The following is a 22,115-nucleotide window of genomic DNA, read 5'->3' on the forward strand; positions in this document are numbered from 1 at the left end:
CCCTCATTATGGGCGTCCTTCCCTGAACCCGCCAAGACGGGGAAGACCAGCACCAAATAGTCCAACCGATTCGAAAGGCCGGGTTTTTACCCGGCCTTTTGCTTACCCGACTGACCCTCAGGCAGCAGCGGAGCCCGCCACCTCATGCGAGCGGATGCCGATCATATGGCAGACCGCGAAGACGAGGTCGGCCCGGTTCATTGTGTAGAAGTGGAAATCGCCCACGCCGCGCTCGACCAGGTCCAGCACCTGTTCGGCGGCCACGGCGGATGCCACCAGCGCATGCGTCTGAGGGTCGTTCTGCAGGCCGTCGAAACGCTCGGCCAGCCATGCCGGCACCAGCGCGCCGCAGCGCGCCGAGAAATTGGCGACCTGGGTGAAATTGTGCACCGGCAGGATGCCTGGAACGATCGGGATGTAGATGCCGGCGCGGCGCGCGCGCTCGACGTAACGCTCGTAGAGATCGTTGTCGAAGAAGAACTGGGTGATCGCCCGCGTCGCGCCGTTGTCCACCTTGCGCTTCAGCATGTCGATGTCGGTGGCGAAGTCAGGGCTTTCCGGATGCTTTTCCGGATAGGCCGAAACCGAGATGTCGAAATCGCCGGCGTGCTTCAGCGCCCCGACCAGCTCGGAGCCGTTGGCGTAGCCGTCCGGATGCGGTCGGTAGGCGGCGCCGACGCCTTCCGCCGGATCGCCGCGCAAGGCGACGAAGCGTTTCACCCCCATGTCGGTGAATTCCTGGATCACGGCGTCGACCTGATGGCGAGCGGCGTCGACGCAAGTCATGTGCGCGGCCGGCGTCAGGCTGGTCTCCTTCAGGATACGGCCGATGGTGCGCGCCGTGCGCTCACGCGTCGAACCGCCGGCGCCATAGGTCACCGAGACGAATTTCGGCTGCAGCGGCTCGAGCCTTGTGACCGTATCCCACAGTCTTGCCTCCATCTCGTCGTTCTTCGGCGGGAAGAACTCGAACGAAACCCTGACCTTGTCGCCGATATCGGGCCGGCGGGAAAAACGAAACTGGTTCATCAGGCGATTTCCCCTATCGAGCTCACTCTGGTCTGCTGGCTGGCATTGGCAGGATCGGCGATCAGCAGGCGCCGGTCGCGGCCAAGCCAAAGCTTGACGGTGAGCCTGGCCTCGTTGCCGCCGCGCGGTTCGAACTCCTGGGCATCCTCGAGATCGAGGCCGGCTTCGGAGAACCACTCTCCGATCTGCCGGTCGGAAAAGCCCAGCCGCATATGCGCATGCTCGTCGCGCAGGAATTCCAGTGTGTGCGGCGCGAAATCGACGATGACGAGACGGCCGGCCGGCCGAAGCAGCCGCGCCGCCTCATGGATGGCGCGGGCCGGGTCGTCGAGATAGTGCAGCACCTGGTGGATGGTGACGAGATCGAAGGCATCGCGCTCGACCGGCGGCGAAAAGATATCGCCCTGCCGCACCTGCGCGTTCGAAACGCCGGCCTTGTCGAGATTGGCGCGCGCCACGGTCAGCATCTCTCGCGACATGTCGATGCCGACCCCCCGCCGGTAGAGCGGCGAGAAGATTTCGAGCAGCCGCCCGGTGCCGGTGCCAAGGTCGAGCATGGACTGGAACGGCCGCTTGCCGACCAGCTTCAGCATCGCGGCCTCCACCGCACGGTCGGGCACATGCAGCGAGCGGATATGATCCCAGCTTGCGGCGTTCTGCGAAAAGTACGCGGTGGCGCGGTCCTGGCGCTTGCGCTTGACCGAGGTCAGTCGCTCCAGATCACGCTCGACCTGCGGATCGGCGCCGCGAATGCCGGCAACCAGCCTCATCACGAAGTCTCGCGCCGAATCGGCGTCCGACAGGCGGAAGAACGCCCACGACCCTTCCTGGTAGCGGCCGATCAGCCCCGCCTCGAGCAGCAGCTTCAGGTGGCGCGAGACACGCGGCTGCGACTGGCCGAGAATTTCGGTAAGGTCGGAAACGGTGAGGTCGCCACGCGACAACAATGCCAATATGCGCAGGCGGCTGGATTCGGCCGCCGCCTTCAGCGTATCCACCATGGTGTCGAGCGAGACATGCATCAGCGTATTCTCTTTGAAAAGATATAAACATATGTTTATGTCGAATTCGGCGACCTTGCAAGCGCTATGTCGCTTCCGGACCAGAAAATGCCGCATGCGTGATTTCCCGGTCCGGATCAGCCCGAAACGTCTAGCGGTTTTGAGACAATGGCATGCACCAGCACAGAGACAGGCAATGACCGAACCGCGTGAGATGTTCGAGGCTCGCGAAGGCGAGCAGAGACTGGACCAGGATCCGGCCTTGATGCCGCCGGACGCCGGCATCGTCTTCATCGGCCGTATTGCCTCGCCGTGGATCACCCGGGATAGCTGCCCGAAGAACATGCGCGCCGCGCGCGAGGCGGGACAGCCCGCGGTGCTGGCCATCGATGCGCCCTATCGTGCGGGCCTGCGCGGGCTGGAGCGCGCCAGCCACGTCGTCATCCTGTCCTGGCTGCATCACGCGCCGCGGAATCTGATTGTGCAGAAACCCCGCCATGCGGCTGAAGCGAAAGGCGTATTCGGCCTGCGCTCCCCTGCCCGGCCAAACCCAATCGGCCTGCACATAGCCAAGCTCGTCGGATTGGACATCGGCACTGGGCGCGTCGACTTCGACGCCATTGACGTGCTCGACGGCACGCCGGTCATCGACATCAAACCATATTTCGCCTCGACCGATGCCATTGCCGAGGCGACCGTTGAGGGGCGCGGGGAGCAATGACCGCGCCCACCGGCCGCCGCCGCGCCATCGCCAAGGCTTTGACAGCACTTCTGCCGCTGGCGCCTTATGCCGACATGGAGAAGATCCGCACCGACGCCGGCTCGGTCCATATGAAAACCTTGCCGCCGACGATCGCGGTATGGCTGGCGACGATCGCCCACATCCGCCACATGCACACCGATTACGAAAAGCTGCTGGCCGAGGGCTATGACCGCGACTCCGCCCGTTTCTTCGTCATCGACCAAACCAACACCATGCTCACGCGCTGGCGCGCCACGCGCCTGCTCGACGCCGACGACGAGGAGGAATGAGGCCACTGCCGGGGAGATGGCGCTCTGCGTTTTGTTCAAAAAGATTCCCCCTCGCCTCTGGAAAATCACGGAACAGGCCGTATATGCCCGAAAGCGGAGAAGCCTCCGCTTCCATCCAGAAATTGCGCCCCGCAGGGGCAAGGATTCCACACATGACATCAAAGGTTTGGTTCATCACCGGATCGTCGAAAGGCTTTGGCCGCGTCTGGGCCGAGGCCGCACTGGCGCGTGGCGACCGCGTTGCAGCGACCGCCCGCGACACCGCCACGCTCGCCGATCTCGTCGATAGATACGGCGACAACATCGCCGCCATAAAGCTCGACGTCACCGACAAGAAAGCCGTCGATGCCGCTGTCGCCGAGGCGCACAAGCGCTTTGGCCGGCTCGACGTCGTCATCAACAATGCCGGCTACGGCCATTTCGGCGCCATCGAGGAAGTCAGCGAACAGGAAGCCCGCGACCAGATCGAGACCAATGTGTTCGGCGCGCTGTGGGTTACCCAGGCTGTCCTGCCGATCATGCGGGCGCAGCGCTCCGGCCACATCATCCAGATCTCGTCGATCGGCGGCGTCAATGCCTTTGCCTCGCTCGGCCTCTACCATGCCTCGAAATGGGCGCTGGAAGCCTTCAGCCAGTCGCTCAGCATCGAGGTCGCGGAATTCGGCATTCATGTCACGCTGGTCGAGCCGGGCGGCTTCTCCACCGACTGGTCGGGAGCATCGGCCAAGGTCTCCAAGCCGATCGAGGCCTATGCGCCCGCCCGCGCCAAGATGGCCGAGCGCCGCGCCAACTCGGTTGCTGGCGATCCCGAGGCGACCGGACCGGCGATGCTGGCCATCGTCGATGCGGCAGAGCCGCCGCTGAGGGTGTTCTTCGGCGATGGCGGCCTGCCGATGATACGCCAGGAATACGCCAACCGCCTCGCCACCTGGGACAAGTGGGACCACGTCTCCGTCATGGCGCAAGGCGTCAACAAGAACCGCAAGGGCTGACGCCGACCGTAATAGCTACGCCGCCTGCTGGGCGGCGTAGCTATGCCTTGTAAATCCATTGCTCCGGCACACGCACCGAAATCTCTTCGCCGACCCTGACCACGCCGGGTTTTTCAACCCAGGCGACAAGGCCACGCAGCCGCTTCGCCGTCTGCGGGAAGAGCAGTGCGGCTGCATCGCGATCCGATGCATGGACATGCGTGGCGATGGATTGCCCGGCGACCCGGCACGGCTTGTTCTGCGCGTCGATTTTGATCGTCACGCCCCCTTCGAAGAACATCAGTGAGCCGGCCGGCAGCATCGACAGATGTGGCACACCCTCGATCAGCATATTGGCGCCGATCCATTCCGGCTTGATCTCCTTCAGGCCCATGCGCTCGGCGACGATCGAAAGCTCGTCCGCGGCAACCAGCGACAATTGCCGCTCGTTGCGCATCTCCGTGCCGCGCGGATACCAAGGCTCGCGCCCACCGGAACGCCGCGTCATTCCGGAATGGAAGTCATTCGCGATTCCGTCGAAGCCAAGATCCAATTCCTCGACGGCTTTCGTCTCGAAATGATCGGACGGAGCGGCATAGAGCGCCACTGCCTTTGCCGTCAGCTTGCGGCCCGGGACGATGTCGATCGTGGGCTCGGCAGTTGGAAAAAGTTCTAGGTTTGTTTCCTGCATGCTGCTGGTCTAGAGGCCTCGGACAATGCGGTCCAGTCGAAAGCGCTGATGATCCGATCACTGCGTTTGATGCCGATCACGACGTTATTACCGGAAATGCCGTCATGTTGCAGCGAGCGCATCCCATTGCCGCCGCGCCGCCTATATATATTCGGCGCCAGTCGGGAGGAGGAGGTTCGGCATGCAGGTTGGACACGCCATCGCAGCGCTCTGGCTGTTCTGGGTGGTATCCTGGATCGTCGCTGCATCCTGGGCCGATCCAGCCCAAAAGCGCGCCACCATCGGAGCGGAGGCCCGCTATCGCGTCTTCTGGCTGGCCGGCACCGTCCTGCTGTTCGTTCCGGCGCACAGCTATCAAGGCAGGCTGAGATTGTGGACGCCGACCCTTGCCGAAGCCTGGGTCTGCGTTGCCCTGATCGCGGTCGGCATCGGCTTCGCATGGTGGGCACGCATCCATCTCGGGCGGTTGTGGTCCGCCACAGTCACAGCCAAGGCGGATCATCGCGTGGTCGACACCGGCCCCTATCGCCTGGTCCGGCATCCGATCTACACCGGGCTGCTGCTGGCTGTGGTTGCCACCATGGCGGCAAAGGGCACGGTCTGGGGCATTGCAGGTACGGCCCTGCTCATCATCGGCGTCGTCATCAAGGCGAGGCTGGAGGAGCGTTTCCTGCGCGACGAACTCGGACCCGCCTATGACGATTACGCCAGGCGGGTGCCGATGCTGGTTCCCTTCACGCCGGCCTAGCGCGGCATCACCTCAGAGCATTCTCAGCAGCGCGCCACCGATCGAATATCCCGCACCGAAGGCGCAGATCAGGCCGTGATCGCCCGGTTTCATGTCGGCATGGTTCTCCGACAGCGCGATGATGGCTCCCGCGCCGGCGGTGTTGCCCAGTCGTTCCAGCACCATCGGCGCGCGGTCATGGCCGACATCGTGGCCGAACGCCAGTTTCAGGATCATCGCATTCATGCGCGCATTGGCCTGGTGCAGCCAGAAGCGCCGCACCGCTTGCGGCGTCAGCCCGTGTTCGGCGAGGAATTCGACGATGAATTTGTGCCCGGCGACGGTGACTTCCTTGAACACCTTGTTGCCGACCTGCTTGATGAGGTTGCCTTCCAGGTCGATCCTGTAGGGATCGTCCTGGGCGGTGCGGGTATGATAGCCGAGATTGGTGCGGATGTTGTTCGACATCTGCGTCCATATGCGCGTGTCCAGCACCTCGAAGCGGCCCGGCCGCCTCTCACCCTGGGCCAGCCCCTCCACCACCATGGACACCGAAGCGTCCCCGAAGATGAAATGCGTCTGCCGGTCGCGGAAATTGAGATGGCCGGTGATGATTTCCGGCGTCGTCACCAGGATGCGCTTGTGCGCGCCCGAGCGCACCAGATTGACCGCCATGTGCAGCGCAGCCGCGGCCGACGAACAGCCAAGCCCCATGTCGAAGCCCGCGCCCCTCGTGCCCAGCGCCTCCTGCATTTCGATGGCGATCGCCGGATATGGCCTCTGCTGATGCGAGGACGAGCAGATCACCAGATCGATGTCCGAGGCCTCGACCCCGGCGTGGTCGATCGCCTTCCCAGCCGAAGCGATGCCGAATTCCGCCTGCAGCGAGAGCGCGTCGTCCGGACGCGCCGGGATGCGCGGCGCCATGCGGGTCGGGTCGAGAATGCCTTCACGCTCGACCACGTGGCGGGACTTCACACCTGAAGCATGAACGATGAAGTCGGCATCCGATTTCTGCAGCAGCGTCTCGCCGGTATCCTGGCGCCGCGCGTTCTCGGTGTCGACCCAGGCATTGAAGCTGGCGACCAGTTCCTCATTCGTGATGACAGGCTTGGGAATTTCAGCGCCGATGCCGCTGATGATGACGCGATGCATGTTTCAGTCCGTCCCGTTCGCGGGCGTTGCGGCTTGATGTGGGCGCCGAAACGTTCCGGCGCAACACTTTTCTCACTCGGCCGGTTTACGCCGGCTTAAACCAAGATTTAGGCCGGCTTAAACAAGGTTTTCGCCAGCCTATCCCGCCCCCTTGGCGACGATGAAAATGCGGGGGAAACGCAGCAGCACCTTGCCATCGGCGGTCTTCGGATAGGCCTTGGCGATCTTGGCCGTGTAGCTGTCGAGGAACAGCTTGCGCTCGTCCGCGTCCAGCGGATCGAGGAAGGGCTTCAGCCCTGTCGACTTCACCCACTCGACGATCGCCTCGGCATCGGCCAGCGGATGGTTGTAGATGGTGTGCCAGATGTCGAGCCGAGCCGAGAGCGGCGACAGCAGGTCGTAGTAGAACGACACTGGCGGCAGCGGCGCACGAGCCGCATCCCTGATCTTTGCCGCGAAAGGCGCTTCGGCGGCGGTTTCCCGCATCAGGCGATGCGAATCCTCGGCCATATTGTCGGGCATCTGGACGGCCAGCGCGCCGCCGGGCGCCAGAAAACCCATCAGGCGCTGGAATACCGCCGGATGCTCCGGCAGCCACTGGAAGACGGCGTTGGCGAAGATCACGTTGACCGGCTCGGCCGGCCGCCATGTCGACGCATCGGCGAGGTCGAAGCTGACATTGGGCAGCCGCGCCCTCGCCTTTTCGATCATGTCGGGAGACGTGTCGAAGCCGCTCACTTGCGCATCCGGCCAGCGCTCGACCAGAAGTTCGGTCGAATTGCCCGGCCCGCAGCCGATATCGACAACCCGGCGCGGGAAGTCGACCGGCACTTGCGCCACGAGGTCACGCGCCGGGCGCGTGCGCTCGTCCTCGAATTTCAGATATTGGGCGGCGGACCAATCCCTACCTTCGTTTGTCGTCATATCCGTTTCCTATGATTTGATCCGACAATGCCGGTATCATTCGAAGCTAAGGGCAACTGGTCCCTATTGCGTTGTCAGCCTCTTGATTGCTTTTGTCACCGAACGGTAAGCTTCGTCTTTCAACGTCTTCCGACAGTTTGGGGCCTTAATGAAATTCGGTTTCGAAGAGGCACAAACAAAATACAGCAGTGGTTCGCAACGAGCCAGAATTTGGACGGAGCAGTGGGTTTCCCGATGGATTTATTGCCCTAATTGCGCGAACTCGCGTCTGAGTCAGTTTCCTGCCAATCTGCCAGTTGCCGACTTCCTCTGCGGTAATTGCAACGATCAATTCGAGTTAAAAAGCCAAAGGAAGGCCTTCGGCGCAAAGGTAGCAGACGGAGCTTATTTTACCAAGATTGAGAGGCTGGCGTCCTCAACTAACCCGAATTTGATATTGCTCAACTATAGCCTGGGAACGATGGCGGTATTGAACGTTTGCATGGTGCCAAAACACTTCTTCATCCCAGAAATCATCGAGAAGAGAAATCCACTGGCCTCTAAGAGCCGGTTGGATCGGCTCCAACATATTGCTTGGTCGCGTACCGCAATCGGGGCTATTTGTATTGTTCGAGATGGGGTTCCGGTTCCAAAGGAAACCGTCATCGCACAATGGCAAAAAACCCTTTTTCTTCGCGAAGAAGACGCGGATGCTCGTGGTTGGCTAATCGAAGTAATGAAATGCCTCGACTTAATTGGCACGGTAGAATTTGATATCGAACAAGTTTATGCGTTCGAAGGACGACTGGGTGCCCTATACCCACACAACATGAATGTGAGGCCAAAAATTCGTCAGCAATTGCAACGCCTCAGAGATAGCGGATACCTCGATTTTATATCCCGCGGTCGCTATCGCATTGGGAGTAGTCGGCCGTGACGTCACAATGGGAGGGCTTGTCCAAATGGCGTGGTATCTAAATCACTACGAATGCTACAGATGCAGCGAGCACTGGACCGACGAATGGTCGTGCATGTGTGATGACGAATGTCCGAATTGCGGCGCGCGTCATGCAACGCCAATCGATAGTGAAGACCTTACCTTGCAAGTCTTGGCGGAAGCGGGCGAATTCGTAGTAGTAAGATCGCCCGACACTGCGGAACACAGTCCAGACTATGAAGAGGCCGGACGTTTCGCCAGCGAGGCACTGGCGAAACGATTTGCCCAGTTGGGAGCGAATTAGGCTAAGCCGGCAAGCCTTACCGCGTCAGCCTCTTGTAGGTCATGCGGTGCGGGTTGACGGCTTCGGGCCCGAGCCGGCGGATCTTGTCCTGCTCGTAATCCTCGAAATTGCCCTCGAACCATTCGACGTGGCTGTCGCCCTCGAAGGCGAGGATGTGCGTCGCCAGACGGTCGAGGAACATGCGATCGTGCGAGATGATGACCGCGCAGCCGCCGAAATTTTCCAGCGCGTCTTCGAGTGCCGCCAGCGTTTCCGTATCGAGATCGTTGGTCGGTTCGTCGAGCAGCAGAACATTGCCGCCGGTCTTCAGCATCTTGGCCAGGTGCACGCGGTTGCGCTGACCACCGGAGAGGTTGCCGACCTTCTGCTGCTGGTCGCCGCCGCGGAAGTTGAAGGACGCGCAATAGGCGCGGGTGTTGGCCTCGAACTTGCCGAGCTTGACCACTTCGGCGCCGCCCGAGATTTCTTCCCACACGGTCTTCGACGGATCGAGCGCGTCGCGGCTCTGGTCGACATAGCCGAGCTTGACCGTCTCGCCGACGCGGACAGAACCCGCATCCGGCTTTTCCTGGCCGGTGATCATGCGGAACAATGTCGTCTTGCCGGCGCCGTTCGGGCCGATGACGCCGACAATGCCACCCGGCGGCAGCTTGAATTCGAGGCCTTCGATCAACAGCGTGTCGCCGAAGCCTTTCGACAGGCCCTCGACCTCGATGACCACGTTGCCGAGCCGCTCGCCATGCGGGATGACGATCTGCGTATCCGTCGGCCGCCGCTTGTCGGCTGCATCGAGCAGATCCTGGAACGCCTGGATACGCGCCTTGGACTTGGTCTGGCGAGCCTTCGGGCTCGACTGGATCCACTCGCGCTCGCGGCCGATGGCGCGCTGGCGGGCGTCGTCCTCGCGGCCTTCCTGCTTGAGGCGCTTGGCCTTGGCTTCGAGGTACTTGGTGTAGTTGCCCTCATAAGGAATGCCGCGTCCGCGATCGAGTTCGAGAATCCAGCCGGTGACATTGTCGAGGAAGTAGCGGTCGTGGGTGATGATCATCACGGCGCCCGGATAGGCGCGCAGATGCTTTTCCAGCCACGCCGTCGTCTCGGCATCGAGATGGTTGGTCGGCTCGTCGAGCAGCAGAAGATCAGGCTGGCGAAGCAGCAGCTGGCAGAGCGCGACGCGGCGGCGCTCGCCACCCGATAGCTTGGTGACGTTGGCATCCTTGGGCGGGCAGCCCAGCGCTTCCATTGCCATCTCGACCTGCTGTTCGAGATCCCACAGGTTCAGCCGGTCCATCTCGTCCTGGAGCTTGGCCGACTCGTCGGCCGTCTCGTCGGAATAGTTCATCATCAATTCGTTGTAACGCTCGATGATGGCGGTCTTGGCCGCGACACCTTCCATGATGTTTTCGAACACGGTCTTGTCCGGATCAAGCGCCGGCTCCTGCGCCAGGTAGCCGACAGTGGCGCCTTCGGCGAGCCACGCCTCACCGCTCCAGTCCTTGTCGATGCCGGCCATGATCTTGAGGATCGTCGACTTGCCGGCGCCGTTTGGGCCCAGGATGCCGATCTTGGCGTCCGGGTAGAAGGACAGATGAACGTTCTCGAGCACCTTCTTGGTGCCATAGGCCTTGTTGAGGCCGGCCATGTGATAGATGAACTGGCGTGCCACGCGCGCTTTCCCTGAAAAATGACTGGATTTGTCGAATTGAATGGAGGTTGGCCGCTATGTAGGCGATGCGGCGCCGAACGGCAATCGCTTTTGCCATATCAGGCCAACCACACGGACAAGTGTGCACCGACAGCCAGGTTTTCAACCGGTCGATGGCGCGCGGAAATCTCCGGTTAACCCTTCCACGTCAAAACAGGATCGGAGTGGAATCGCTGGCTGGCCGCGATTTCGAACAGAGAGCGGATCGACGGCATTGCTGAACAGTTTCCTGCTCCTTGCCGAAGCGATCGTCTACTTCAGCGTCATGGTGACGCTTTTCCGCTTCCGCAAGCGCATCGGCCTGGGCGTCTTCATCTGCGCACTCGGCGTCATGCATTTCCTGGAAACCTATCTCGCCAGCGTCTTCTACGTCGCGCTGCCGTTCGGCATGGTCTCGCCGGGCTCGGCGGTGCTGTTTTCGGGCAAGCTGGTGATGCTCCTTCTGCTCTACATGAAGGAGGATGCCGCCACCGTGCGCCAGCCGATCTATGGCCTGCTGCTCGGCAATGCGCTGATGATCGGTCTGGTTCTGCTCCTGCGCCTGCACGCCATCGCTCCGCTTCCAGATGGCCGGCTCCCCGACATCGGCTTTATCGACGAGATGGGCTGGCTGATGGTTTGGGGCACGACGCTGCTGTTCGTCGATGCCATCCTGATCATCCTGCTTTATGAGAAACTTGGACGCGTCCTGCGCAAGGCGCGGTTCGCACGTATCCTGATTTGCGTCGCCTGCGTGCTGACTTTCGATCAGGCGGGGTTCTTCACCGCGCTGCATTTCGTTGCCGGCGCGCCGATCGCGGTCTTCTTCGGCGGCTGGTTCGCCAAGATGGCGGCAGCACTGACCTTCAGCGCCATGCTGGTCGCCTATCTCAAATGGTTCGAGGTCCGGGATGTCCAGATGCCGCGTGGGCTGACCGACATCTTCGAGACCTTGACCTATCGCGAACGCTACGAGGCGCTGGTCGAACATGTCGGCCGCGATGGCCTGACCGGACTGCTGCACAGGGGACGCTTCGATGCCGATGGCGAGGCGGCCGTCCAGTCCAGCCTGCGCACGGCGAGGCCGCTCAGCCTGCTCATCGTCGACGTCGACCACTTCAAGTCGATCAACGATCGTTTCGGCCATGCCGAAGGCGACAAGGTGCTGAAGGCGGTCGCAACCGTACTTTGCGAGGCGGCAGGCGCCGAGGACCAGGTGTTCCGGATCGGCGGCGAGGAATTCGCGATCCTGAGTTCGCGTCCACACTCCGTCGCCAGGCTCTTTGGCGAAAGCGTCCGCACCGCGCTCAAAGCATCGGCCGCCACCAGCCGGTTCGAATTGACCGTCAGCGCCGGCGTTTCCACCGTCAGCGAAACGACGCAGTGCCTGGCCGACCTGTTCGCGCTCGCCGACCAGCGCCTTTACAAGGCGAAATCGACCGGACGCGACCGCGTCGTCGGCGAGCCCGGCGGGCATGAGGCCGACGCCGATATCGCCTGGACCAGGTCCGCGCAGATCTAGCCAAAGTCAGTCCAGACCCAACCTTGTCGCTACGATTTCCCCTGCCGTGCCGGCGCGCTGCTCGTCATGCCACTCATGCAACCCCCGCTGAATGAACACCGCCATGCCAACATAACAGCAGGCACGGCAAGCGAAAGCCCGGCTGGCTGCCTAAATCCGTGCCCGTGCGTTACTGGAACCCGATCGCGTCGACCGTGCCGGTCGGGCAACCGGCCTTGTTGGTCGGCACGGAGGCCAGCAGCAGATCCTTGAGCGAGCTGTTGGGACCGATCGGGCCGGCAAGGCCAAGCGTCAGTTCGCCGATCAACCGCCGGCCACTCGACGGATCGATAAGGCATGACACACGCACCCGGTCCCCTGCTCCCGCGCCGAAGGCCTGGTCGAAGGCACTGCGGATCTGGTCCGCGGTCAGCTTGCCGCCGATATTTTTGGCGAAGAGGTCGCGCACGGGCGAGCTGTTGACCTCACGCATCAAATGAAGGGCGTCGGAAAAATACTCCTGCTGGCTTTTGCCATAGCAGGTGCCGTGCTTGATCCATTCATGCCGTTCCAGCTTCGAGGCGGTGCCCGGCATCACCTTGTCGAGCTCGGCGCGGGTCTCGGCATCGAGGTTGACCGGTGGCAGGTCCTGCCAGTGAGCCGGATTGTCATTGGCCTTGTCGCTGGCCGAAGCCTGGCAATAGAAATTGCCGTTCGGCTGCGGCCACAGGCCGTGCAGCGTGAAATTGGTGGCATCGAATTCGCCAGGGCTTTGCGCCTTGCATTCGGTCTTGTTCGACTTGGTCTCGCAGAAGGCCGGCTGCCAGCTCAGCGCGAAGACATATTCGGGTTTTCCCGAGACCGCCGGCTTGCCTTGCCCGCCCGGTGCCGCCGGCGCGGTCACCGCACTGCTGCCCGAGAGATGGCCGCAGCTGACCTTCACCCAACGGCGCTCGGGATCGGCGCCCGGCACCAGGATGAGGTAGTGGGTCGGAGCGTCCTTGTTGCCGGCCAGCAATTGATAGGTCTTGCCCGCATCGGTCGAGACACTGCCGGGGTTCTTGCCGTTCTTGATCGCCTGCGTCGCGGGACAGGCAGCGTCGGCCACGAAGGTGCCGCTCATCTTGACGTCGGCATGCGCCGCGCCTGCCAGCGACCCCGCCAGCAAGGCCAATCCGAAAACAACAGCAATGCGCATGGAGAATCCCCTGCTGGAAAGTGGGCGACAGACTGAAGCTGTCTCCATGTCAGAATTGCGATATTTTGCGGGCCCGTGGCAAGAAAGATCGTCGCGGAAAAGCCGGCAGGCCCGATTGACGCAAATCTGGCGCCGGCGCACACGTTGGACAAGGGCGGAACCAGGGGGAGGTCAGCCGGCATGCCATTCAGCCAGCAGCGCGTGGTCCGCTCGCCGACCGGCGCCGACCTCAATCTGTTCGTCCGGCAGGCCGACAGCTCTCCGCGTGCGGTGGTCCAGATCAATCATGGCCTGGCCGAGCATGCCGGGCGCTACGACCGCTTCGCCGGTTTCCTGGCCGCTCGGGGTTTCCATGTCTATGTCCATGATCACCGTGGCCATGGGACGACCAGGGCGCCCGACGCGCCGCTCGGCAGATTCGCCGACAAGGACGGCCCGGCCAAGGTGATCGCCGATGTCGACGCCATCCGCGATCTTATCGCCCGCGAGCAGCCTGACCTGCCGGTAATCCTTTTCGGCCACTCGATGGGCGCGTCCGTGGCGCTGAACTACTTGTTACGGCACTCGAATCGGATCCATGCCGCCGCCATCTGGAACGGCAATTTCTCGCAAGGCCTGCTCGGCCAGGTGGCGCTCGGCATCCTGGCCTGGGAACGGATGCGGCTGGGCTCCGATGTCCCGTCGCGCCTGCTGCCGAAACTCACCTTCCAAGCCTGGGGCAAGGCGGTCCCCGACCATCGCACCTTGTTCGACTGGCTTTCGCGCGACGAGGCGGAAGTCGCGAAATACATCGCCGATCCGCTCTGCGGCTGGGATGCCTCCATATCGATGTGGCGCGATGTGGTCGCAATGGCGCTGAACGGCGGCAAGGATGCGGGCTTTGCCGGTATCCGGCGCGACCTTCCCGTCGCCATCGTTGGCGGTGAGAAAGACCCGGCTTCCGACTACGGCAGGGGCATCACCCATCTCGCGAACCTCATGCGCAAGATGGGCTTTTCTAATCTGGTTTCGAAGGTTTACGCCGACACCCGCCACGAGAGCCTGAACGAGGTGAACCGGGACATCGTCATGGACGATTTCGCCAACTGGGCGGACGCTGTCCTGAAAGCCTGACGGTTTGGCCCATCGCAAGAACCGTGACAGCCGCCGCCGGGCTTGATAGAGGCTCTGCTTTCGCAGCGATCAGGATGATTGCAGCAACCACGGTGATTTATGGCCGAACCCCCGCTGAAAGGCGTCCGCGTCGTCGAACTCGCCCGCATTCTTGCCGGGCCCTGGGCCGGGCAGTTGCTTGCCGATCTCGGCGCCGATGTCATCAAGGTCGAGAGCCCCGACGGTGGCGACGACACCCGCAAATGGGGTCCGCCCTTCGTCATGAGCCACGACGGCGAGAACCTGTCGGCCGCCTATTACCATTCCTGCAATCGCGGCAAGCGCTCCATCGCCATCGACTTCTCGACGCCCGAAGGCGCCGAGGCGGTGCGCCGGCTGGTCGCGACGGCGGATGTGCTGATCGAGAACTTCAAGCTCGGCGGCCTGAAGAAATACGGGCTCGACCATGGCAGCCTGAAGGAAATCAACCCTCGCCTCGTCTACTGCTCGATCACCGGTTTCGGTCAGAATGGGCCTTATGCGCCTCGCGCGGGCTACGATTTCATTATCCAGGCCATGGCCGGCATGATGTCGATCACCGGCGAGCCCGGCCGCGAGCCGCAGAAAGCCGGCGTCGCCATCTCGGATATCTTCACCGGCCTCTATTCGGTCATCGCCATCCAGGCAGCACTTCGCCACGCCGAACAGACCGGCGAAGGCCAGCACATCGACATGGCGCTGTTCGACACGCAGATCTCGGCGCTCGGCAACCAGAACCTCAATTATCTCGTTTCCGGCAAGTCCCCGGTCCAGATGGGCAATGCCCATATGAACATCGCCCCTTACGAAGTGCTTCCAGTCAGGGACGGCCACATCATCCTGGCTGTCGGCAATGACAGCCAGTTCGCCAAGTTCTGCGCCGCGGTCGGGCTGGGCGATTTGCCGGCCAATCCCGATTTCACCACCAATCCGGCCCGCGTCGCCAATCGCGTGGAACTTCGCGCACGCATCATCGATGCACTGAAGATTTTTGATCGCGATCCGCTGCTGGCGAAGCTCGAAGCCGCCAGCGTACCGGCGAGCCCGATCAACACGATCGGCCAGATGTTCGACGACCCGCAGACCATTGCCCGCGGCATGCGGCTCGACCTCGACGACGGCCATGGCAACCGCCTGCCATCGGTGCGCGCGCCGATGGTGATGTCGGGCACACCGCTTACTTACGAACGCCCCTCGCCGCGCCTTGGCGAGCACACTGACGAAATCCTTGCCGAACTGGAGAAGTCTGGGAAATGAAGACCGGTGGACAACTGATCGTCGACGCCCTCGAAGCCAATGGCACCGACCGTATGTTCTGCGTGCCGGGCGAATCCTACCTTGCGGTGCTTGACGCGCTGCATGATTCCTCGATCCGCACCATCGTCTGCCGCCAGGAAGGCGGCGCTGCCATGATGGCCGACTGCCAGGGCCGGCTGACCGGCAAGCCCGGCATCTGCTTCGTCACCCGCGGACCCGGCGCCACCAACGCTTCGGCCGGCATCCACATCGCCATGCAGGATTCGGTTCCCCTCATCCTGTTCATCGGCCAGGTCGCCAGCCACGCCAAGGAACGCGAGGCGTTCCAGGAAGTGGACTATGTCAGGTTCTTCGGCGACATCGCCAAATGGGTGGTCGAGATCGACGACGCCTCGCGCATCCCCGAATTCGTCACGCGCGCCTTTGCCGTGGCGACGTCGGGCCGCCCCGGCCCGGTCGTCATATCGCTGCCTGAGGATATGCTGACCAGCGTCGTCGACGCGCCGGAAGCACTTCCGCACACGCCGGTCGAAACCTATCCCGGCGAGGCCGAACTCGACGCACTGGAAATGCTGCTTGCCGGTGCGAAGCGACCCTTCGTCATCCTTGGCGGCACGCGCTGGAACGCGGACGCGGTGGCGCGGATGCATGAGATCGCCGAGGCCTGGTCGCTTCCTGTCGGCTGTTCCTTCCGCCGCCAGATGCTGTTCGACCATCTTCATCCAAACTATGCCGGCGATGTCGGCATCGGCATCAATCCGAAGCTGGCAACCGCTATCAAGCAGGCCGACGTCGTTCTCTTGATCGGCGGGCGCATGGGCGAGATGCCCTCTTCCGACTACACGCTGCTGAAGAGCCCCTATCCCGACCAGGCCCTGGTGCATGTCCATGCCAATGCCGGCGAACTCGGCCGCGTCTACCGTCCGACCCTGGCGATCAATGCTTCGCCAGCGGCTTTCGTCGAGGCTTTCACCAAGCGCATGCCGGCCGGAACGCCATCATGGGCGGCCGAAACAGCCAAGCTGCATACCGCCTATCTCGACTGGTCGACTCCGCCTGAAAACGGTCCCGGCCCGGTCCAGATGGGACCTATCATGAACTACCTGGAAAAAGTGCTGCCGGACGATGCCATCCTCACCAATGGCGCCGGAAATTACGCAACCTGGGTACACCGCTTCCATCGCTTCCGCCGCTTCGCCACGCAAGGAGCGCCGACGTCGGGCTCGATGGGCTACGGCACGCCGGCGGCGGTCGCCGCCAAGGCGCTTTATCCGGAGCGCACAGTGGTCGCCTTCGCCGGCGACGGCTGCTTCCTGATGAACGGCCAGGAATTCGCCACCGCCGTGCAGTACGACCTGCCGATCGTCGTCATTCTCGTCAATAACGGTATTTACGGCACCATCCGCATGCACCAGGAACGCGAATATCCCGGCCGCGTCGTCGGCACCGATCTGAAGAACCCTGATTTTGCAGCACTTGCCCGCGCCTATGGCGGCCATGGCGAGACGGTGGAGAAGACAGCTGATTTCGCGCCTGCCTTCGAGCGCGCGCGAACCAGCGGCAAACCGGCGATCGTCGAGATCAGGCTCGATCCCGAAGCGATCACCCCGACCCGGACGATGACGCAGATACGCGACAGGGCTTAAGGGCCGGCAGAACAGAGGGCGGCGCTGTCCCGCCAGGCTTCAAGCGTTAGCCGCGCTTCGGGCTCTACATCGCCTTTTCGATCTGGCCGCGAATCTCGCCGTCCTTGTTGGCCGCCGTGTGCACATTGACGTAATACTTGCCGGCCTCGAGGTCAGCGGCCTGCGCATCGGTCAGCGTCGCCGACCCCTTGATCGGGCTCTTGAGCTTGCCTTTGAACGGGATCACCGGAGGCGCATTCTCGCCCGCCGCCGCCGGGCCGTGAATGTGCGCCGCTGTCGCCGGGCCGCTGAGGCCGGAATACTTCACGTTCCAGCTGAGCTTCTTCTTGGTGGTATCGAAGGTGAGAGTGGCCGTCCCCTTGCCCTTCGTGGTGACGGCTGGGCTCTGCTGGCCGCCATCGAGGGTCGCCTTGTATTTTACCATCTCGGCCATGGCCGGTGATGCGAACAGGAAAGCGGTGGAAATGGCGAGCGCCGATAGCGCCGGCAGGAAGGAGTGAGCGCGCATGAAGGACCTCCGATTGACAAAAGCGTGCGTCGCGGCTCCCCGACGCGCGCATGCTTCAATGCAACGGCTGGACGGCGCAATGTATCCCCGCACACGGTTTTGTGATTGGAGCGCATGGAAAAGGGGCGGTCGCCCGCCCCTTTGATCGTGAGACCCGGTCTCAGGCGCTGTTGATCGCGCCTGCGAGGCCTACTTGACCGCCTTGTCGGTGATGGCGGTGGTATAGGCGCCTTTCGGCTCCTTGGTGATGATCTTCTGGTCGAGCAGCGCCTTGGCGGTGCGTTCGTAGGTCGCCGGGTCGAGCTTGCCGTCGGCATTGTCGATCAGCTTGGCAACTTCGCTCATCATCCGCTTCTGGTGATTCTCGTCCTGGCCGCCGCCGTCCATGACGATGCTTGCGGCTTCGTCATTGTTGTCGACCGCGTATTTCCAGCCCTTCATCGAGGCGCGCACGAACCGCACCATCTTGTCCTCGAAGGCCGGATCCTTGAGCTTGTCTTCCGAGGCATAGAGGCCGTCCTCGAGCAGGTCGTTGCCCATGGCCGAGTAGTTGAACACGGTCAGCTGTTCGGGCTTGTAGCCGGCGTCGATCAGCTGCCAGTACTCATTGTAGGTCATGACCGAGATGCAATCGGCCTGCTTCTGGATCAGCGGCTGCACGTCAAAGCTTTGCTTCAGCACGGTGACGCCATCGGGGCCGCCCTCCGTCTTGAGGCCAAGCTTGTTCATCCACGCGTAGAACGGATATTCGTTGCCGAAGAACCAGACGCCGAGCGTATGACCCTTGAAGTCGGCTTCGGTCTTGATCGGGCCGTCCTTCGGGCAGACCAGCTCCATGCCGGCCTTCTTGAACGGCTGGGCGATGTTGACCAGCGGCACGCCCTTCTCGCGCGCGGCGAGCGCGCCGCCCATCCAGTCGACGATGACGTCGGCACCGCCGCCCGCGATCACTTGCTCGGGGGCGATGTCGGGACCGCCTGGCTTGATGTCGACGTCGAGGCCTTCGGCCTCATAGAAACCCTTGGCCTTGGCGACATAGTAGCCGGCAAATTGCGCCTGCGTGACCCATTTCAGCTGCAAGGTCACCTTGTCGGCGGCCATTGCTTGGAACGCGGCCAGCGACATCGCGCCGGCCAGAACTGGAATGATAAGTCTTTTCATTTTTTACCCTCTGAAGTTAGTGCCCAAACCCACCGCCCCTATCCACCACGGACAGAGGGATGCCAAAACGTGACGGCCCTTTCGACAAGGGCGACCACGCCATAAAAGACCGAACCCGCAAGTGCTGCAACTGCGATTTCGGCCCAGACCATGTCGATGTTCATCCGCCCGACCTCGGTCGAAATGCGGAAACCCATGCCGACGACGGGCGTGCCGAAGAACTCGGCGACGATGGCGCCAATCAGCGCCAGCGTCGAATTGATCTTCAGCGCGTTGAAGATGAAGGGAGCGGCGGCCGGCAGCCTGAGCTTGACGAGCGTCGGCCAGTAGCCCGACGCATAGGTGCGCATCAGGTCGCGCTCCATATGGCCGGACGCGGCGAGCCCGGCGACCGTATTCACCAGCATCGGGAAGAAGGTCATGATGATGACCACCGCCGCCTTGGATTGCCAGTCGAAGCCGAACCACATGACCATGATCGGCGCCACGCCGATGATCGGCAGCGCCGAGACCATATTGCCGATCGGCAGAAGTCCACGCCGCAGAAACGGTACGCGGTCGGCGAGAACAGCGGTGATGAAGCCAGCGCCGCTGCCCACCACATAACCGAAGAGCACCGCCTTGAAGATGGTTTGCCGGACATCGGCGCCGAGCACCGGCAGCGAGCTGACGATGCGCGCGCCGATGGCGCTCGGCGGCGGCAGCAGGATGAAAGGAATGCCGGCGCCGCGTGTGACAGCTTCCCAGATGATCAGGATCCAGGCGCCGAAGATAGCGGGGATGACCAGACGCAGTGCGGTCCGGACCCATCCTGCCTTCGGCCGCAATCCCGAAAGCACCGCCACACAACGCCAGCCAAGCAGCCAGGCAGCCGCGAGCAGAAGGAAATACGGCGCCAGCGCCGTCCCTTCGAACCCTGCGATGCCCGATATCAGCAGCCAGGCGACGAGATGGGCCACTATGAAGAGCACCACGGCCTCCGCCAGGGGCGGAATCCTGACCATGGAGATCAGCGCCGCCAGCACGGCCACGCCAAGCATCAAGCCCTTCATTCCGAGATAGGGGTAGCCGATACTGGCCGTCGGATCGGCAAGCGCTGCCGCTTCCGGCTTCGACATGGCGCCGAGCGCAATCGCGATCAGGCACAGCACGATCGCCAGCACGGCCTGCCAGGAAGGTTTCAGCCAGTTCATGCTGGCCTCCCACCCATGGCGCGGTCAACGACGCGGCCGGCGATGCCAACCACCATCACCAGCAGCGCCGCCACGATGGAGCCGGCGACCAGCGCTGACCAGATGTCGATCGACTGGCTGTAATAGGCGCCCGCCAACAGCTTGGCGCCGATGCCGGCGACCGCGCCTGTCGGCAGTTCGCCCACGATGGCGCCTACCAGGCTTGCCGCCACCGCGACCTTCATCGAGGTGAACAGGAACGGCACCGAGGCTGGCACACGCAGTTTCCAGAAGGTCTGCGCGCGGCTGGCATTGTAGGTGTGCATCAGGTCGAGATGCATGATCTCGGGCGAGCGCAGGCCCTTCACCATGCCGACCGTCACCGGGAAGAACGACAGATAGGTCGAAATCATCGCCTTCGGGATCAGTCCGGTAATGCCGATCGCCGCCAGAACGACGATGATCATCGGCGCCACCGCCAGGATCGGAATCGTCTGCGAGGCGATGATCCACGGCATCAGGCTGCGGTCGAGCGTCGCCACATGGACGATGCCGACGGCGATGACGATGCCGAGTGCGGTGCCGAAGGCGAAGCCGAGCAGCGTCGAGGACAGCGTAACCCAGGCGTTGTAGACGAGACTGCGGTTTGAGGTGATGGGCCGCAGAAAAGTGTTCTCGAAGAAATTCACCGCCACCTGATGCGGCGCCGGCAGCGTCGGCTTGGGCTGCGACAGCGTCTTGCCGATGAGTTCGCCGAACGTGGAGGTTTCGTTGGCACGCCGGTCGAGATCGCGCTGGAACGGCGCGTTGAGGATGACGGCGAAGATATACCAGAGCACAACCACGCCCAGAAGGATGGAGGTTACGGGGATGATCTTGGAGCGGAAGCTATCCATGGGCGCCTTCTCCTCTCTCCGCCGGGGAGAGGGTGGCCGGAGCGAAGCGAAGGCCGACCACCTTCGCCTTCGTCATCCTAGGGCGGAGCAACGCGAAGCGTCGCGCAGACCTTAGGATCCATTCCGTGACGTTGGCCGAGGGGTATAAGCGGTCGAGAGTGTTCGCCTTCGAACGCACGGCGTAAGGTGCATCGGTCTGCACCGCTGCGGAACGTTGAGGTAACGGCATGGATCCTAGGGTCTGCGCCGCGTCGCTTCGCTCCTTGCTCCGCCCTAGGATGACGAAGTCGCGATGGACCGCGCGCTTGTCGCTCCCCTCAATCATCATAACTATGCCCTGCCCTCAACCCATCGCGCACCCGCGCGGCGATCGCCAGAAACTCCGGCGTCTCGCGGATGTCGAGCGGCCGCTCTTTCGGCAGCGTCGATTCGATGATGTCGCTGACCCGGCCCGGGCGCGGCGACATGACGACGATGCGCGTCGACAGGTAGACGGCTTCCGGAATGGAGTGGGTGACGAAGCAGATGGTCTTGTTCGTCCGTCCCCATAGTTGCAGCAATTGCTCGTTGAGGTGGTCGCGCACGATCTCATCCAGCGCGCCGAACGGCTCGTCCATCAGCAACAGGTCGGCATCGAAGGCCAGCGCACGCGCGATCGAGGCGCGCTGCTGCATGCCGCCGGAAAGCTGCCAGGGGTATTTCTTCTCGAAGCCACTGAGGTTGACGAGGTCGAGCGTGCGCTTGATCCGCTCCGCCTGCTCGGTCTTGGACAGGCCCATGATTTCCAGCGGCAGCCCGACATTGCGCTCGATGGTGCGCCAGGGAAACAGGGCGGCGGCCTGGAAGACATAGCCGTAGGCACGTCTCTCGCGCGCCTGTTCCGGCGTCATGCCATTGACCGAGATCGTCCCCGAAGTGGGCTTTTCCAGATCGGCGATGACGCGCAGCAAAGTAGTCTTGCCGCAACCCGAAGGCCCGATGAAGGAGACGAACTCACCCTTGCCGATGGTCAGGTCGACATTGGACAGCGCCTGTACCGGCCCGTCATTGGTCTGGAAGGTGAGGCCCAGTTTGCTTGCCGAAACGACGGCTGGCGAAGGTCCCGTCATCGGTTGCTGCCTGCCTTCCGCCGCACGAAACCGATTGCTTTTATCGTGATGTTGTTTTCCACTCGACCCGTCCCATTGGCCCCAGTCCTGCTGAGTTTGTCC

Annotated in this window: 21 protein-coding genes; 9 read left to right on the forward strand and 12 right to left on the reverse strand. The window is 62.7% G+C overall.

All coding sequences use genetic code 11. The features are described from left to right. Window positions 1-117: 117 nt before the first annotated feature. Complete coding sequence (metF, locus tag FJ527_RS06575) at window positions 118-1,029, reverse strand: methylenetetrahydrofolate reductase [NAD(P)H] (RefSeq protein WP_140615598.1); 912 nt, start codon at window positions 1,027-1,029, stop codon at window positions 118-120. Next, the gene (locus tag FJ527_RS06580) at window positions 1,029-2,051 is read right to left on the reverse strand and encodes a metalloregulator ArsR/SmtB family transcription factor (RefSeq protein WP_140615596.1); all 1,023 of its coding nucleotides are present in this window, start codon (window positions 2,049-2,051) and stop codon (window positions 1,029-1,031) included. The genes metF and FJ527_RS06580 overlap by 1 nt, the downstream gene beginning before the upstream one ends. A gap of 175 nt (window positions 2,052-2,226) precedes the next feature. Between FJ527_RS06580 and tsaA the strand changes: the two genes are divergently transcribed. The 3 genes from tsaA to FJ527_RS06595 all read left to right on the forward strand — a co-directional run bounded on the left by tsaA (window position 2,227) and on the right by FJ527_RS06595 (window position 4,054). Further along, a complete protein-coding gene (tsaA, locus tag FJ527_RS06585) occupies window positions 2,227-2,751 on the forward strand; it encodes a tRNA (N6-threonylcarbamoyladenosine(37)-N6)-methyltransferase TrmO (RefSeq protein ID WP_140615594.1) in 525 nt (174 codons plus the stop codon). Beyond that, window positions 2,748-3,062, forward strand: coding sequence for a DUF2293 domain-containing protein (locus FJ527_RS06590; protein ID WP_140615592.1), 315 nt, complete (start codon window positions 2,748-2,750; stop codon window positions 3,060-3,062). Before tsaA ends, FJ527_RS06590 begins: the two co-directional genes overlap by 4 nt. A 152-nt stretch (window positions 3,063-3,214) precedes the next feature. Beyond that, the gene (locus tag FJ527_RS06595; RefSeq protein ID WP_140615590.1) at window positions 3,215-4,054 is read left to right on the forward strand and encodes an SDR family oxidoreductase; all 840 of its coding nucleotides are present in this window, start codon (window positions 3,215-3,217) and stop codon (window positions 4,052-4,054) included. 40 nt (window positions 4,055-4,094) lie between these two features. On the opposite strand, the gene FJ527_RS06600 is transcribed toward FJ527_RS06595, so the two are convergent. Then, entirely contained in the window at window positions 4,095-4,724 is a 630-nt protein-coding gene (locus FJ527_RS06600) for an MOSC domain-containing protein (protein ID WP_140615588.1), read from the reverse strand. 181 nt (window positions 4,725-4,905) lie between these two features. On the opposite strand from FJ527_RS06600, the gene FJ527_RS06605 reads away from it, so the two are divergent. Continuing rightward, the gene (locus FJ527_RS06605; protein ID WP_140615586.1) at window positions 4,906-5,472 is read left to right on the forward strand and encodes an isoprenylcysteine carboxylmethyltransferase family protein; all 567 of its coding nucleotides are present in this window, start codon (window positions 4,906-4,908) and stop codon (window positions 5,470-5,472) included. Window positions 5,473-5,484: 12 nt separating this feature from the next. Here FJ527_RS06605 and FJ527_RS06610 read toward each other — a convergent pair whose 3' ends face one another. Both FJ527_RS06610 and tam read right to left on the reverse strand, forming a co-directional pair. Then, window positions 5,485-6,606 (reverse strand): beta-ketoacyl-ACP synthase III, encoded by a 1,122-nt coding sequence (locus tag FJ527_RS06610; protein WP_140822279.1) that lies wholly within the window; start codon window positions 6,604-6,606, stop codon window positions 5,485-5,487. A 138-nt stretch (window positions 6,607-6,744) separates the two neighbouring features. Beyond that, window positions 6,745-7,530, reverse strand: coding sequence for a trans-aconitate 2-methyltransferase (gene tam / locus FJ527_RS06615; protein ID WP_140822281.1), 786 nt, complete (start codon window positions 7,528-7,530; stop codon window positions 6,745-6,747). Between the two features lie 148 nt (window positions 7,531-7,678). On the opposite strand from tam, the gene FJ527_RS06620 reads away from it, so the two are divergent. Further along, a complete protein-coding gene (locus tag FJ527_RS06620) occupies window positions 7,679-8,446 on the forward strand; it encodes a DpnI domain-containing protein (protein ID WP_140822283.1) in 768 nt (255 codons plus the stop codon). Window positions 8,447-8,766: 320 nt separating this feature from the next. On the opposite strand, the gene ettA is transcribed toward FJ527_RS06620, so the two are convergent. Next, window positions 8,767-10,416, reverse strand: a complete 1,650-nt coding sequence (gene ettA / locus FJ527_RS06630; protein ID WP_015317172.1) for an energy-dependent translational throttle protein EttA — start codon at window positions 10,414-10,416, stop codon at window positions 8,767-8,769. 253 nt (window positions 10,417-10,669) lie between these two features. On the opposite strand from ettA, the gene FJ527_RS06635 reads away from it, so the two are divergent. Beyond that, window positions 10,670-11,956 (forward strand): GGDEF domain-containing protein, encoded by a 1,287-nt coding sequence (locus FJ527_RS06635; protein WP_015317171.1) that lies wholly within the window; start codon window positions 10,670-10,672, stop codon window positions 11,954-11,956. Window positions 11,957-12,125: 169 nt separating this feature from the next. Here FJ527_RS06635 and FJ527_RS06640 read toward each other — a convergent pair whose 3' ends face one another. Beyond that, window positions 12,126-13,133, reverse strand: a complete 1,008-nt coding sequence (locus tag FJ527_RS06640) for a ribonuclease (protein ID WP_140822285.1) — start codon at window positions 13,131-13,133, stop codon at window positions 12,126-12,128. Window positions 13,134-13,313: 180 nt separating this feature from the next. Here FJ527_RS06640 and FJ527_RS06645 point away from each other — a divergent pair, with 180 nt between their 5' ends. From FJ527_RS06645 to FJ527_RS06655, 3 genes are all read left to right on the forward strand, one after another. Next, window positions 13,314-14,246, forward strand: coding sequence for an alpha/beta hydrolase (locus FJ527_RS06645; protein ID WP_140822287.1), 933 nt, complete (start codon window positions 13,314-13,316; stop codon window positions 14,244-14,246). 99 nt (window positions 14,247-14,345) lie between these two features. Continuing rightward, window positions 14,346-15,521, forward strand: a complete 1,176-nt coding sequence (locus tag FJ527_RS06650; protein WP_140822289.1) for a CaiB/BaiF CoA-transferase family protein — start codon at window positions 14,346-14,348, stop codon at window positions 15,519-15,521. Continuing rightward, entirely contained in the window at window positions 15,518-17,167 is a 1,650-nt protein-coding gene (locus tag FJ527_RS06655) for a thiamine pyrophosphate-binding protein (RefSeq protein WP_140822291.1), read from the forward strand. The genes FJ527_RS06650 and FJ527_RS06655 overlap by 4 nt, the downstream gene beginning before the upstream one ends. A 64-nt stretch (window positions 17,168-17,231) precedes the next feature. Here FJ527_RS06655 and FJ527_RS06660 read toward each other — a convergent pair whose 3' ends face one another. From FJ527_RS06660 to FJ527_RS06680, 5 genes are all read right to left on the reverse strand, one after another. After that, a complete protein-coding gene (locus FJ527_RS06660) occupies window positions 17,232-17,675 on the reverse strand; it encodes a CHRD domain-containing protein (protein ID WP_015317166.1) in 444 nt (147 codons plus the stop codon). Window positions 17,676-17,864: 189 nt separating this feature from the next. Further along, window positions 17,865-18,836, reverse strand: coding sequence for an ABC transporter substrate-binding protein (locus FJ527_RS06665; protein WP_015317165.1), 972 nt, complete (start codon window positions 18,834-18,836; stop codon window positions 17,865-17,867). A gap of 38 nt (window positions 18,837-18,874) precedes the next feature. Further along, on the reverse strand, window positions 18,875-20,029 hold the full coding sequence (locus tag FJ527_RS06670; protein WP_140822293.1) for an ABC transporter permease: 1,155 nt from the start codon (window positions 20,027-20,029) through the stop codon (window positions 18,875-18,877). After that, on the reverse strand, window positions 20,026-20,904 hold the full coding sequence (locus FJ527_RS06675; RefSeq protein ID WP_015317163.1) for an ABC transporter permease: 879 nt from the start codon (window positions 20,902-20,904) through the stop codon (window positions 20,026-20,028). The genes FJ527_RS06670 and FJ527_RS06675 overlap by 4 nt, the downstream gene beginning before the upstream one ends. Before the next feature lie 317 nt (window positions 20,905-21,221). Beyond that, window positions 21,222-22,013 (reverse strand): ABC transporter ATP-binding protein, encoded by a 792-nt coding sequence (locus tag FJ527_RS06680; protein ID WP_015317161.1) that lies wholly within the window; start codon window positions 22,011-22,013, stop codon window positions 21,222-21,224. Between the last annotated feature and the right edge of the window lie 102 nt (window positions 22,014-22,115).

The organism is Mesorhizobium sp. B2-4-18, from assembly GCF_006441385.1.
GTDB lineage: Bacteria > Pseudomonadota > Alphaproteobacteria > Rhizobiales > Rhizobiaceae > Mesorhizobium > Mesorhizobium australicum.